10 protein-coding genes are annotated in these 13,547 nt (G+C 62.8%); 4 read left to right on the top strand and 6 right to left on the bottom strand.

The features are described from left to right. Genes purL through purS form a run of 3 tightly spaced genes read right to left on the bottom strand, consistent with a single transcriptional unit; the run spans position 1 to position 3,330 of the window. Positions 1-2,310, bottom strand: a complete 2,310-nt coding sequence (gene purL / locus RIF72_RS13090) for a phosphoribosylformylglycinamidine synthase subunit PurL (RefSeq protein ID WP_309075307.1) — start codon at positions 2,308-2,310, stop codon at positions 1-3. Beyond that, entirely contained in the window at positions 2,307-3,077 is a 771-nt protein-coding gene (gene purQ, locus RIF72_RS13085; RefSeq protein WP_309075306.1) for a phosphoribosylformylglycinamidine synthase subunit PurQ, read from the bottom strand. Before purQ ends, purL begins: the two co-directional genes overlap by 4 nt. A gap of 1 nt (position 3,078) precedes the next feature. Beyond that, positions 3,079-3,330 carry a phosphoribosylformylglycinamidine synthase subunit PurS gene (gene purS, locus RIF72_RS13080; protein ID WP_011773385.1) on the bottom strand — a complete coding sequence of 84 codons (252 nt, stop codon included), beginning with the start codon at positions 3,328-3,330 and terminating at the stop codon, positions 3,079-3,081. Positions 3,331-3,608: 278 nt separating this feature from the next. Here purS and RIF72_RS13075 point away from each other — a divergent pair, with 278 nt between their 5' ends. Beyond that, positions 3,609-3,794: a hypothetical protein gene (locus tag RIF72_RS13075; protein WP_017198376.1), complete on the top strand. Its 186-nt coding sequence runs from the start codon at positions 3,609-3,611 to the stop codon at positions 3,792-3,794. 177 nt (positions 3,795-3,971) lie between these two features. Continuing rightward, positions 3,972-4,262 (top strand): DUF1540 domain-containing protein, encoded by a 291-nt coding sequence (locus RIF72_RS13070; RefSeq protein ID WP_054808888.1) that lies wholly within the window; start codon positions 3,972-3,974, stop codon positions 4,260-4,262. 69 nt (positions 4,263-4,331) lie between these two features. On the opposite strand, the gene RIF72_RS13065 is transcribed toward RIF72_RS13070, so the two are convergent. Together RIF72_RS13065 and RIF72_RS13060 are read right to left on the bottom strand one after the other, a co-directional pair. Next, on the bottom strand, positions 4,332-5,276 hold the full coding sequence (locus tag RIF72_RS13065) for a manganese catalase family protein (RefSeq protein ID WP_309075305.1): 945 nt from the start codon (positions 5,274-5,276) through the stop codon (positions 4,332-4,334). 127 nt (positions 5,277-5,403) lie between these two features. Further along, complete coding sequence (locus RIF72_RS13060) at positions 5,404-6,342, bottom strand: phosphoglycerate dehydrogenase (RefSeq protein WP_309075304.1); 939 nt, start codon at positions 6,340-6,342, stop codon at positions 5,404-5,406. Between the two features lie 209 nt (positions 6,343-6,551). Between RIF72_RS13060 and RIF72_RS13055 the strand changes: the two genes are divergently transcribed. Together RIF72_RS13055 and RIF72_RS13050 are read left to right on the top strand one after the other, a co-directional pair. Then, entirely contained in the window at positions 6,552-9,494 is a 2,943-nt protein-coding gene (locus RIF72_RS13055) for an exo-alpha-sialidase (protein ID WP_309075303.1), read from the top strand. Between the two features lie 387 nt (positions 9,495-9,881). Then, entirely contained in the window at positions 9,882-12,968 is a 3,087-nt protein-coding gene (locus RIF72_RS13050; protein ID WP_375164227.1) for a S8 family serine peptidase, read from the top strand. Between the two features lie 132 nt (positions 12,969-13,100). Here RIF72_RS13050 and RIF72_RS13045 read toward each other — a convergent pair whose 3' ends face one another. Further along, on the bottom strand, positions 13,101-13,535 hold the full coding sequence (locus RIF72_RS13045; protein ID WP_309075302.1) for a serine protease inhibitor: 435 nt from the start codon (positions 13,533-13,535) through the stop codon (positions 13,101-13,103). Between the last annotated feature and the right edge of the window lie 12 nt (positions 13,536-13,547).

The raw sequence follows: 13,547 nt of genomic DNA, 5'->3' as shown, positions 1-13,547 counted from the left end.
TTAGCCGAAGTACTTCGGCAAAGTGGCTTCGTGTGATTCGCGGAGAGCGTCCAGGGAGAGCTCGTCCACGCCGTTGATCTCCAGCTTTCCGCCGGCAGCGTCAACAACGCCGATCCGGAGGTGGGCGAAGCCGCGGGCAGTACACATGTCCTTGAAACGGACTTCTTCGGAACGCGGGACGGACACGATGGCCCGGGCCTGCGACTCGGAGAAGAGGGCGGTGAACAGGTCCACGCCGTCGCGCTCCATGAGCTCCTCAAGGGCGATGCGTGCGCCGACACCGTAGCGCAGCGAGGACTCAACCAAGGCTGCTGCGAGGCCACCTTCGGAGAGGTCGTGGGCTGCGTCAACCATGCCGTCACGTGAAGCGTTGATCAGGATTTCGCCCAACGCGCGCTCTGCTGCGAGGTCCACCTTCGGGGGCAAACCTCCAAGGTGTCCGCGGAGGTTGGACCATTCGGAACCGTCCAGCTCTGCTGCGGTGGTGCCCAGCAGGTAGATGGCCTGGCCGTCCTCGCGCCAGCCCGACGGCGTACGGCGGGCGACGTCGTCAAGCTTGCCCAGAACTGCCACCACGGGGGAGGGATGGATCGGCGTGGTACCGGTCTGGTTGTAGAGCGAGACGTTGCCGCCCGTCACCGGGATGCCGAGTTCCATGCAGGCGTCGGACAAACCACGGATGGCTTCGGCGAGCTGCCACATGACATCCGGGTCCTCGGGGGACCCGAAGTTCAAGCAGTCGCTGACGGCCATCGGAACAGCACCCGAGGTGGCAACGTTGCGGTAGGCCTCAGCCAGCGCAAGCTGTGCACCCTGGTACGGCTCCAGGTAGGTGTAGCGGCCGTTGGCGTCGGTTGCCAGGGCAACGCCCAAGCCGGTTTCCTCGTCAACGCGGACTACGCCGGCGTCGTCGGGGAAAGCCATGGCAGTGTTGCCGCCAACGTAGCGGTCGTACTGCTTGGTGATCCAGTCCTTGCTGCACATGTTCGGTGATGCCACGAGTTCGGTGACGGCTGCAGCGAGCTCCGAGGGAGCGGACGGGCGGCCGGCGTCCTCTACGGAACCGGTGAAGGAGTTGGCCTGTACCGAGTCCTGCCACTCCGGGCGGGCGAACGGACGGTCGTAGACCGGGCCGTCGTGCGCAACGGTGCGGGGATCGACGTCGACGATTACTTCGCCTTCCCAAGTGATGATGAGGCGACCTGTATCGGTAACCTCACCCAACCAGGAGTACTCCACTGCCCACTTGTCCATGACAGCTTCGAAGGCTGCGATGTTCTCCGGGGTGACAACGGCCATCATGCGTTCCTGCGACTCGGACATGAGGATCTCGCCCGGGGTCAGCGTGGGGTCGCGCAGCAGGACGGAGGTCAGCTCCACCTCCATGCCGCCGTCGCCGTTGGAGGCGAGCTCGGACGTGGCACAGGAAATACCTGCCGCGCCAAGGTCCTGGATGCCTTCAACCAGTGAGCCCTTGAAGAGCTCCAGGCAGCACTCGATGAGGACCTTCTCAGCGAAGGGGTCGCCCACCTGGACGGCCGGGCGCTTGGACGGCTTGGTGTCATCGAAGGACTCCGAGGCCAGCACCGAAGCGCCGCCAATGCCGTCGCCACCGGTGCGGGCACCGAAAAGGACCACTTTGTTGCCCTTGCCGGAGGCGTTGGCCAGCCGGATGTCCTCGTGGCGCATGACGCCCACGGCCAGCGCGTTCACCAGCGGGTTGCCCTGGTACACGGAGTCGAACACCATTTCGCCGCCGATGTTCGGCAGCCCCAGGCAGTTGCCGTAGCCACCGATGCCGGCAACGGCACCGTGCATGACGCGGGCGGTGTCCGGGTGGTCAATCGCGCCGAAACGCAACGGGTCCATCACGGCAACCGGGCGGGCGCCCATGGAGATAATGTCGCGGACAATGCCGCCGATGCCGGTAGCGGCACCCTGGTACGGCTCAACGAACGACGGCGAGTTGTGGGACTCGATCTTGAACGTCACGGCCCAGCCGTCACCCAGGTTGGTGACGCCGGCGTTCTCGCCGATGCCCACCAGCATGTCCTTCTTCATTTCCTCGGTGACCTTCTCGCCGAACTGGCGGAGGTGGTTCTTGGAGGACTTGTAGGAGCAGTGCTCGCTCCACATGACGGAGTACATGGCCAGCTCGGCACCGGTGGGACGGCGGCCCAGGACCTTGACGATCTCGTCGAACTCGTTCTGCTTCAGGCCCAGCTCAGCCCACGGGAGTTCCGTGTCCGGGGTCTTGGCAGCGTGCTCAACGGTATCGATGTTGAACTTCTTGGTGGTTTCCGTGGTCACTTGTCGCCTCCCACAATCTTGGTCAAAACGGAGGTGAAGAAACCGAGGCCGTCGGTGTCGCGGGGAGCACCATCAAGAGACTCGGGGCCAAACCCGGTCTCGACGGCGTGCTCGGGGTGCGGCATGAGGCCCACGACGTTGCCGGCTGCGTTGGAGATACCGGCGATGTCGCGGCGGGAGCCGTTCGGGTTGAAGCCAACGTAGCGGAACACCACACGGCCCTCAGCCTCAAGGGCATCCAAGGTCTTCTCGTCAGCGATGTACTGGCCGTCCTGGTTCTTCAACGGCACAATGATTTCCTGGCCGTCCGTGTAGTCCACGGTCCAGGCAGTGTTGGCGTTCTCCACACGCAGCGTCTGGTCGCGGCAGATGAACTTCAGGTGGTCGTTCTTGATCATGGAACCGGGCAGCAGGTGCGACTCGGTCAGGATCTGGAAACCGTTGCAAATACCCAGCACCGGGAGCTTCGCCTCGGAGTTGGCAGCATCGATGATCTTGGACATCAGCGGCGCGAAACGCGAAATGGCACCGGCGCGGAGGTAGTCACCGTAGGAGAATCCGCCGGGGATGATGACGGCGTCAACGTCGCCGAGTTCGGTATCTGCATGCCAGAGCGAAACGGCCGTGCCACCTGCAAGCCGCACTGCACGGGCGGCGTCGCGGTCGTCAAGGGTGCCGGGGAAGGTCACGACGCCGATCTTGGCGCCGGCCAAGCGGGGCTCCGCGGCGACGGCCACTGCCTCGCCAATCAGGGGAATCGACGTCATATCAGGCCTCGACGACCTCGACGTTGACAACATCCTCGATCACCGGGTTGGACAGGAGAGTCTCGGCAGCTTCGCGGGCCTGGGCCAGGATAGCGTCGGTCACCTCGCCGTCGACGGTCAGTTCGAAGCGCTTGCCCTGGCGGACTGCGCTGAAGCTGTTGAAGCCGAGGCGGGGCAGAGCACCCACGATGGCCTTCCCCTGGGGGTCCAGAATCTCGGGCTTGGGCATGACGTCAACGACGATCCGGGGCATCCGGTAACTCCTGTGCGTGAGTTGGGTGAACCTTAAATAAGGCTGCCGCGGAGGTGCCGTCTCACGCCGTTCAGCCGCATCCAAACAGCGTTTTGGCACAGGGCTAAACACGTTGTGAACTGCAATGTTTGAACGGCGTGGGGGGCGCTCCGCGAGCTTGCACACCCATTCTACCGGGATCGAGGCACATACCCTATTCAGCAGGATTGCGCGAGGACACCCCGCCGTGGCGGGGGAAATTGCTGGCCGCGGCTGTCCGTCATCACTAAGATTGCGGCATGGCTGAGAAACCGAAATCGATGGTGCTGGGCGTTGTGGCCGCAGCCGTTTTTGCAGGTCTGGGCCGAATGGTCATCCAGAAAATCATGGCGGACAGAGCCGCTCGGGAGCATCGCGTTACTGCGCCTTTGGACAAGGAAACGCGGGCCAGGATCAGCGACGCACTGCGCACTCCAAGTAAGTAGGTCCTAACCTCCGAAGGGCTGTTATTCGGCGGAATGGCGCGGATTAGGGCACACACAAATGCGCTATTCAAAGCGGTCAAATGTTGTGATTTCGGCGTAGCTTGGAAGGACACCAGGGGTTCAGCCCCAGTACCTCTCAAGGGCCAGTACCTTTCAGGATCCAAACCAGGAGGAACAATGACCGAACACATTGCCGAAGTATCCGCCTGTAGCGTTGGCACGTGCGGATTCAACCACAACGGTTGCACCGCATTCGGAATCACCATTGGTGGCAGCCAGGACCACGCTTCCTGCGCAACGTTCATTGACACCAATGCCATGGGCGGCCTTCCCAAGGTCCTCGCCCACGTCGGTGCCTGCCAGCGCTCCGAGTGCGTCCACAACAACAACCTCATGTGCGAGGCACACGACGTCAAGGTTGGGCCCGGCCGCGAAGCCGCCGACTGCCTGACCTACGAGCACTCCTGATAGTTTTCGTAAAAGCGGGCCTGACCTCCGTGGAGGTCAGGCCCGCTTTTGCGTGCGCTTTCAGCTGCGCTAGCCGCCCTTGGGGTTGTTCGCGTCCTGTAGCTCCTGCTCGGCAACGGCTTGGATCAGTGCCAGGAGTTCGGGGTCCAGCCCCGGGGCGAACTCTTCCTTGCGTTCCGGCGAGATGGTCATCGGGAAGCCGTCCGGCATGACATCGGTGGTCAGCTCGGTGCCATCGTTGGACGGGGAAGCTCCACGGAAGAGCTTGCCGGCTTCGCTCAAGTTGTCCGCGCTGAAGGTGTACTGGATGCTCTGCAGACCCTTGTCCAAAAGCTTCTTCACTTCCGGGAACTGCTCAGCGTTGGTCTTCGGAATGGGAAGCACCTTGCCCCAGTTCACGCCCAGGCTTTCCAGCGCCTTGGCGTAGGCGTTTTCGTGGGCCTGGTCCCGCACGATCAGGTACGCGATGGTGGAGCGGGCTGTCTTGTTCTCCGTCATTTCGTAGATGCGGCACTTCTGGAGCCTGCCTGTTGATTCGAGCATCAGGTTGTACAGCAGGTCCAGGACCAGGTTGCCACTGTTGTAGACGTACGAACCGCTCCACGGGTTGCCGGCGGCATCCACGGGCAATGCTCCCTGTGCGCCCACCAGATAATGGTGGATGTTGCTGTGGTCCAGTGCGATGTTCAGTGGTGTGGCGCCTTTGGCTCCCGGCTCGTCCACGGGGTCGGTCTTCTTGCCTTGATATCGCGGTGAGCCGTCAAGGAGCTGGGAAATGGTGGTTCCAATGAGTTCCACGTGGCTGATCTCTTCGGTTCCGATGCCCTGGAGGAGGTCCTTGTAGGGCTTGGACGCGGGGTCACCCCGGAAGTTCATGCTCTGGAACAGGTATTGCATCATGGTGCGCATCTCACCGAATTGTCCGCCGAGGCCTTCCTGGAGGGCGTTTGCTGCGGCGGGATCGGGCTCGTCAGCTGCGATTTCGTTGATGAGAAGTTGGGTGTGCAGGTACATTGCGATTCCTCACGTTGTTCATGCTGCGTGTTGGGATGGAAACCCTCTGCTGGCCACCCCGGACCCACCTACCATAAGCATGCTTACTATTTGGAGGCAATGAAAATATCGATTTGATTGCCTGGCGTCAGCCTGCAACCTGATTGGTCAGTGCTGCGCCTTCCTTGAGTGCTGTGATGTTGGCCAGGACTAGCTTGGCTGCTCCCTTGGGGCGGTTGCCTGCAACGTGTGGCGTGATGATCAGGTTCGGCGCACTCCACAGTTTTGAGACGGCGGGCAGCGGTTCTTCCTTGGTGACGTCGAGGGCGGCGACGCGCAGCCTGCCTTCTTCCAGGGCTGCGATCAGGGCGTTCTCATCAACGGTGGCGCCGCGGCCTACATTGACAAAGATGGCGTTGTCCGGCAGGGATTGGAGGATGTCTTCGTTTAGGGCATCCGCGGTTTCCGGCGTTGCCGGCAGGATGGAGACCAGGACATCGGTGGTGAGCAGGACTTCCGGGAATTCGTCGTCAGCCACCACGGGGAAGCCGTAGCGCTCACCCTTGGAACTGGCGACGCCGGTGACGTTCGCGCCCAAAGCGGCCAGTAGCGGAGCCAGCCGTCCGGCGATTGAACCGAAGCCCCAAATGGTGACGTTGGCGCCGTCGAGGGTGTAAAGCTGCTCAGTGTCAGGCGCGGACTGGGCGGCGTTATAGGGCTGGTTCCAAGTGGAGCCCTTCTGGGACTCCATCAATTGGTCCATGCGGCGCACCGCGGCCAATATTAGGGTCAGTGCATGCTCAGCCACGGGGCCATCGTGAAGGGAGCGGCCGGAGGTGATGGCCACGTTGTCCGCAAAGCCCGCTGCCAGCACTGAATCCGGGCCGGCAGCGAGCGTCTGAACCAGTTTGAGCCGGGGCATTTCACGGGCGGCATCGGCAAGGTTGTCCGAAGTGTTCCGCCATGCCACCAGAACCTCCGCGTCGCGGTGCTCGCTGGGGATGGGCTTGTCCACTTGATACACGAGGACCTCGTCTTCCAGTGCGGAGAGGTCCAGTTTGATGGTGTTGGGGACAAGGATTTTCACGGCGGCTCCGTTGCTTAAAAGTGGCCTGCTCAAAAGTGGCTCGGCGGGTGGCACTTCGAGGCTACCGCTTTGCAGCTCGTTGAAAGGCAAGCAGGTTCATCTCTAGCAATGTGACGCCGCACACCATAGGGTTGTAGGACGTTCGACGTAGCACGTAACACGAACTGTGTGATGTGACACCTCGGAGCCGATTCGAAAGGACACTGGATTTGAAATCCACACCCCCTGCACCATCGCTCGCCCGACTCGCCGTTGCCGGCGCACTGAGCCTGGGCCTCCTGGCCGGCCTCGGTCTTCCGGCGTCCGCCGCCCCCATCCCGCCCAGCAACCCTGCGGCTGCGCCAGGCACTTTTACTGAGGCCAATATCGGCGCCGACCGCACCGCCGCCAATTTCTTCTACCGGATCCCCGCCCTGACGTATCTGGGCAACAACGTGGTTCTCGCATCATGGGACGGCCGTCCGGGCTCTGCCGCGGATGCTCCGAACCCCAACTCGATCGTCCAGCGCCGCAGTACTGACGGTGGCCAGACGTGGGGACCTGTCACCGTTATTGCCGCCGGACATGTGGGCGACGCCAGCGGTCCCAGATACGGCTACAGCGACCCCTCCTACATCTACGACGCCGAGGCCGGCAAAGTCTTCAACTTCTTTGTGTACTCCAAGGACCAGGGGTTCGGTGGGAGCCAGTTCGGCAACAACGATTCGGACCGGTCAGTGATTTCCTCGGCGGTCATCGAGTCCTCGGACGGTGGCGTTACTTGGAGCCAGCCGCGGCTCATTACGAATGTCACCAAGCCCGGAACCAGCAAGACCAGCCCTGTGGCCGGTGATATCCGCTCCAACTTCGCTTCCTCGGGTGAGGGAATCCAGCTCAAGTACGGCCAGTACAAGGGCCGCCTCATCCAGCAGTACGCCGGTGATATCCGCCAGACTGACGGAACCAACAAGATCCAGGCCTACAGCGTCTACTCCGATGACCATGGTGCAACCTGGCATAAGGGCGCCAATGTGGGCGACAGGATGGATGAGAACAAGACCGTTGAGCTCTCTGATGGCCGCGTGCTCCTGAATTCGCGTGACAACGCCAACCAGGGCTATCGCAAGGTGGCCATTTCCACGGACGGCGGTGCCACGTATGGTCCCGTCACCCAGGACACCGAACTGCCGGACCCGGCCAACAACGGCGCCATCGCGCGCATGTTCCCGGATGCCGCTCAGGGTTCGGCCGACGCCAGGAAGCTGATCTTCACCAACGCCAACTCCAAGACCGGACGGGAAAACGTCTCGGCGCGCGTCTCTTGTGACGACGGCGCGACGTGGCCGGGCGTCCGTACCATTCGGGCAGGTTTCTCCGCCTACTCCACGGTGGCCCGGTTGGAAGCAGGCAAATTCGGCGTGCTCTATGAGGGCAACTACACGGACAACATGCCGTTCGCTAAGTTCGACGACGCGTGGTTGAACTATGCCTGCGCTCCGCTGTCTGTCCCTGCTGTCACCACCGCGCCGGGGGCCACCCAGCAGGTGCCAGTGACCGTCACCAACCAGGAAGCCACCACGCTTTCCGGTGCCAACGCCACCATTTACACCCCCAGTGGCTGGTCAGCTACCACGGTGCCGGTTCCGGATGTAGCCCCTGGTTCCTCGGTGACCGTTAACGTGGCGCTCACCGCGCCGGCGAATGCCAGCGGCCCGCGGAACCTTAACGCAGCCTTCACGACGGCGAATGGCCGGGTTTCGCAGTTCACCTTCACGGCGACTGTGCCGGTAGCCCCGCAGGTGGGGCTCACCATCACTGGCTCAGCTCCGTCCCGCGATGTGGTGGCCAACCCGTACCAGGTGGGCGAAACCCTCAGCTACTCCCTCAACGTCAAGAGCACCTCCAACGTCACGGCCAACGCGGTACCGGTTTCCGGGACGTTCGACTCCGGTTTCCTGCCGCCGTCGGCCCCCAACTGCCGGTTCAACAACCTGGCCGCAGGTGCCAGCTACAACTGCACCACCGCCAAACACGTGATCACGGCTGCCGACGTCCAACGCGGCTACTTCGCGCCGGAGGCGAGCTTCAGCATCACAGCCAGTACGACGCCGTCGCTCACCACAACGGTGCCGTTCACTGGCGCTGCAGTCGCTTTGCGGGACGGCCTGCTGACGGCCGACATCAGCGGGGCGCGTGCCGACGTCGGGCGTGATCTTGCAACCCAGCCGTACGCGGCCGGCGATCTGGTCCCGTATACCTTCACGGTGAAGAACACGAGCCCGCTGGTGGAGAAAGTGGTTCCGACCGCCGGCAACTTCAGCCCGTTCCTCCCGGAAGGACCGGGCAACTGCCGCTACGGGGTGCTCCCCTCGGGGCAGAGCTATCAGTGCACCACCCCACGCCACACGGTGACCGCCGAGGAAGCCGATCAGGGCTTCTTTGTCCCCCAGACCACCTGGGAGGTCAGCTCTGCGGGCCAAACCACCAAGACCTATCCGGTGAATGGCGGCGAAGTGGACCTGAAGGTCCGTGACGTCATGCTGGAGGCGACAGTCTCCGCAGAATGGAGCGACGCTGACGGAGACCGGTTCGCCAGCGTCGGCGATCCCGTGACGTACACCTACACCGTGGGCAACGCCGGCAACGTAGCGGTGACGGGGCTCGAAGCACCCAGTGCCGGCATATCGGAAGCCACGCTCGCGGCGGGTGCCACAGTCAGCGCAACCCGTACACACCTGCTGACGGAATCAGAGGTGGCAGCCGGCAAGCTGGGCGCTGTCAGCTTTGACGTGACGGCCAGGAACGGTTCCCAGGAAGCGGCCGCATCGGCATCGGGTGATCCCCTTGAGCTGACTGTCCAGCCAGCACAGCCGGGCACTGAACCTGCCGTGGCCAGCCAGGATCTGGGCACGCCGCCCTTTGAGCTGGGTACTGCGGATAAGTACCGGACGGGCCAGAAGGTTGTGCTGAAGGGGCTCGACCACGGGCAGTGGTACTACGTGTACCTCAACAAGAAGGGTTACCGCCTTGGTTGGATTTTCCCCACCACGGAGAACACCGTGGAGTTCATCCTTCCCGCGGACGTGAAGAACGGTCGTGATGATGTGGTGGTCCTGGACAAGGACGGTGTCCAGGTCTCCTTTGACCGGCTCCAGGTGACCCCTCGGGGGTAGGGGCGACTCGCAGATTCATTGATGCCACGGAAACGGCTCGGCGACACCCAAATATGGGTGTCGCCGACGCTGTTGTGTGGCGCAGATGAGTATGGGTGTCCTGTTAAGCGGCCGGACTGCTGTGACAAGACAAAAAACCTGAAATGTGCTCTATGTCATATTTGGCTCTCGCTAGGTACTCTGTGACTCGGCTGGTTGCGCGGCTTTGACAGGAACTGTCAAAGGTTCAACCAACCAAAAGTTGACAGGCCCGGGCGATGGAGCCCGGACCTCCCTCAGTGAAAGGTGCAACCACTCGTGAAATCACAAGGAAAGAGCTTCGTCAGAAGCGGGGGACTTCGGAAGGCTGCGGCGCTCGCCGTTGGCCTGCCGTTGCTGCTCTCGTCGATGGCGATGCCCGCCCAGGCCGCTCCCGCCCCGGAGACGCCCGGGAATGTTGCAGGCGTGGCCAAGAAGAACCTTGACCCCAGCGCCTACAAGGACGGCCGATACATGGTGGTCCTGGCCGAAAAGCCTGCAGCTACCTACGACGGCGGCACGGCCGGGCTTGCGCCCACCAAGCCCGAAGTAGGCAAGAAACTCGACGCCGACAGCGCTGAGGTGAAGGAATACCAGCAGCACCTGCAGCAGAAGCAGCAGGAAGTTGCACAGCAGGAGAACGTCACCATCGAGCGCGACTTCACCACCGCCGTCAACGGCTTCAGTGCCAACCTGACGGCAGACCAGGCGATCAACCTTGCCAAGGACCCCAAGGTCCTCATGGTGGCACCGGACACGCAGTACGCTGCGGACTACTCCACCACCGACTTCCTCAAGCTCAGCGGCCCCAACGGAACCTGGGCAACCCAGTACGGCGGACAGGACAACGCCGGCAAGGGCACCGTTGTTGGCGTGATCGACACCGGCTACACCCCGTCCAACCCGTTCTTCGCCGGTGAGCCTGTTGGCCCGCTGGTGGGCAACGCCCAGGTAGGCGTTCCGTACCGCACCGCTGACGGCAAGATCGCAATGCTGAAGGCCGACGGCGATACTTTCGTCGGCGAATGCCAGCCCGGTACCGACACAGGGGCTGACTACGATGGAAGCGCCTGCAACTCCAAGGTTCTTAGCACCCACTACTTCGCTGACGCCTTCCTGGAAACCGTTCCACCGGAAAACCGCGCTCCGGAGGAAGTCATTTCCCCCGTCGACGTGGACAGCCACGGCACCCACACAGCCAGCACGGCAGCGGGAAACGCCAATGTTGACGCCGTAGTGGATGGCCGCAGCTTCGGAACCACCAGCGGCATCGCACCCGCCGCCAAGCTCGCCGTCTACAAAGTCTGCTGGGAAGACACCGATCCTGCCACGGGTGGCTGCTACGGCTCCGCCTCTGTGGATGCGATCGAGCAGGCCATCCTGGACGGTGTGGATGTGCTGAACTACTCCATCTCGGGTTCAACCACCTCCACCACCGATCCCGTCTCGCTGGCCTTCCTGTCGGCAGCTTCCGCAGGCATTTTCGTTGCAACCTCGGCGGGCAACTCCGGACCCACCGCCAGCACCGTAAACCACGGAGCACCATGGCTGACCACGGTTGCCGCGACGTCCTTCTCGCAGGAGCTCCAGGGCACTGTTGAGTTCTCCGATGGCAGCAAGTTCCGCGGAGCGAGCATCATGAACCGCGAGGTGAGCGGGGCCGGCGTCGTGCTTTCCACCAACGCTGCAAGCGGTGAAGGCAACGCGGCGCTCTGTGCTCCGGGCTCGCTGGACCCGGCCAAGGTAGCCGGCAAGGTTGTTGTTTGTGACCGTGGTGTTGTTGACCGTACCGCCAAGAGCGCCGAGGTCCTTCGCGGCGGTGGCGTCGGCATGATCCTGGTGAACCTGACCGATTCGTCCCTGGACACTGACAAGCACGCCGTTCCCACCGTCCACGTGAACCCGCCCGCCACTCAGACCATCAAGGACAAGGTCACGGCCAACCCGGCCATCACCGTGTCCCTGCTGAACCGCGACACCACGGGCCTGCCCGCTGAGGCACAGCCGCAGATCGCAGGATTCTCCTCCCGTGGACCGCTGCTTGCCACGGACTCGGACCTGCTCAAGCCTGACGTGTCAGCTCCGGGCGTTGCCATCCTGGCTGGCGTTTCGCCTATCGGTACCGGCGGCGACGACTTCGGGTTCCTGTCCGGAACATCCATGGCTGCACCCCACGTTGCCGGATTTGGCGCCCTGATCCTGGCCAAGAACCCACAGTGGTCCCCGGCAACCGTGAAGTCCGCAATGATGACCACCGCCGGTCCGGTCAAGCTGGCCAACGGCGCCATCAACCAGGACGTCTTCGCCACCGGCGCCGGGCAGGTGGATCCGGCCAAGGTCCTCTCGCCAGGCCTCGTTTACGACGCAACCACCGAGGACTACCTGAAGTTCATCCAGGGCACAGGCATGGACCTTGGCATGGAAGGGCTGGGCACCACGCAGGCGCGGGACATGAACGTTCCCTCCTTTGCGCTGGGCAACCTCGCAGGCAAAGTGGAGGTCACGCGTACGCTCACAGCCCTGACTCCGGGTCTCTACCGCGCCTCGGTGAACGTTCCGGGCGTCAACGTCAAGGTCACACCGTCAGTGCTGAACTTCGGGGCTCCCGGTGAAAAGAAGACGTTCAAGGTGCAGTTCGAAAACAAGAACGCCGCCTTGGGTAAGTTCGCCATGGGTTCCCTGAGCTGGCAGGGCGCCAGCAAGACTGTTACCTCGCCGATCGCTGTCCGGCCGCAGTCCGTCATCGCGGACAAGGCGCTGGCCTTCACCGGAACGGGCCCCAACGGCTCCGGAACCATCAACATCACCTCGGGCACCAACCTGCCGGTGGGCGTCACCGTTGATGGTCTCTCCAAGGCTGATTCTTCGGCAGTCGAACTGGTTCCCGGCCCGTTTGCAGGCGAAACCAATGCGTCCAACTACGTGAAGAAGGTGACTGTTGGCGAGGGCAGTGCGCTTGCCAAGTTCTCGGTGATCTCATCCGACGAAGCCGCGGACTTCGACATGCTGGTCCTGACTCCAACCGGTCAGCAGTTGCCGGCCGCAACGGCCTCGGCCAGCGAGACTCTGTCCGTCCCGAACCCGGCCCCGGGCGACTACTACGTGTTCGCCAACCTCTATGCGAGCCCCAACAACCAGCCCACCAAGGCCACGGTTGACGCCGCCGTCCTGGGCGCCAACCAGGGTAACGCCACCGTGACGCCGAATCCGATCCGCCTTGCCAACGGCAAGACCGGCCAGATCTCACTGAACTGGAAGAACCTGGAGCCTGGCTCCTACATCGGTCGGCTGACCTTTGCAGGTACAAGCGAACCGAGTTTCGTCACCGTCCTGGTCAACCCGGGCGGAACCGTTGTGGTTCCGGATGAGGAAGACCCGAAAAAGGACAAGAAAGATAAGAAGCGTGGCGGCAAGATCCGCGCTGATGAGCCGACGCAGAGCAACAACGCCGGCTAGTGCTCGCTTGATGCAGTAACCCGGCGACGCGCAAATTCATGCGTGCCACAGAAACGGGCTGAGGACACCTGAACCCAGGTGTCCTCAGTCCGTTTGCGTGTCGTGAGCCGGTTTGGGTGTCACGGGCCGGACTTACACGGCGCCACTTGAGCCACCGGTATTGCCCAGCAACGCGGCCAGGGTCTTCCAGCGTGCAATCTCGCAACCATCAGTCCTACTGAACTGGCTGTGGACTTCGCGTCCCCGGAACCACCCCGTGACCACAGCTACCTGTGGGCCGCCGTACTGCTGCGTGCAGATCCGGTCCGGCCGCGGTTCGGGAAAGAAGACTTCCTCACCAAACTGCTCGACGGCGGCCAGCGCCGCAGTTGCATCAGGCAAGTTCGATTCCAGCGAGTCAGGGTCAGGCGAAAGGATGCCTGCCGCGGACCGGAGGTGGAAGATCCGGCTTTCAGCGCCAGGTGCCTCCGTCAGCGTGACCGTCAGATCGACGTCGTACCCGCTCTTATCTGTGCCGCTGTTTTCAGTGCCTGTCTCGTCTGCGTGGCTATTATCTGCGGAAACCATGGTTACCTTTCG

Source organism: Paenarthrobacter sp., assembly GCF_031180005.1.
Classification (GTDB): Bacteria; Actinomycetota; Actinomycetes; order Actinomycetales; family Micrococcaceae; genus Arthrobacter.
This window is presented reverse-complemented; position numbering and strand designations above follow the sequence as displayed.

Bases quoted from the DNA above. Each gene is read 5' to 3' on its own strand.
- purQ (WP_309075306.1), bottom strand. From the start codon at position 3,077: ATGACGTCGATTCCCCTGATTGGCGAGGCAGTGGCCGTCGCCGCGGAG.
- purS (WP_011773385.1), bottom strand. From the start codon at position 3,330: ATGCCCCGGATCGTCGTTGACGTCATGCCCAAGCCCGAGATTCTGGAC.
- RIF72_RS13075 (WP_017198376.1), top strand. From the start codon at position 3,609: ATGGCTGAGAAACCGAAATCGATGGTGCTGGGCGTTGTGGCCGCAGCC.
- RIF72_RS13070 (WP_054808888.1), top strand. From the start codon at position 3,972: ATGACCGAACACATTGCCGAAGTATCCGCCTGTAGCGTTGGCACGTGC.
- RIF72_RS13065 (WP_309075305.1), bottom strand. From the start codon at position 5,276: ATGTACCTGCACACCCAACTTCTCATCAACGAAATCGCAGCTGACGAG.
- RIF72_RS13050 (WP_375164227.1), top strand. From the start codon at position 9,882: ATGGCGATGCCCGCCCAGGCCGCTCCCGCCCCGGAGACGCCCGGGAAT.
- RIF72_RS13045 (WP_309075302.1), bottom strand. From the start codon at position 13,535: ATGGTTTCCGCAGATAATAGCCACGCAGACGAGACAGGCACTGAAAAC.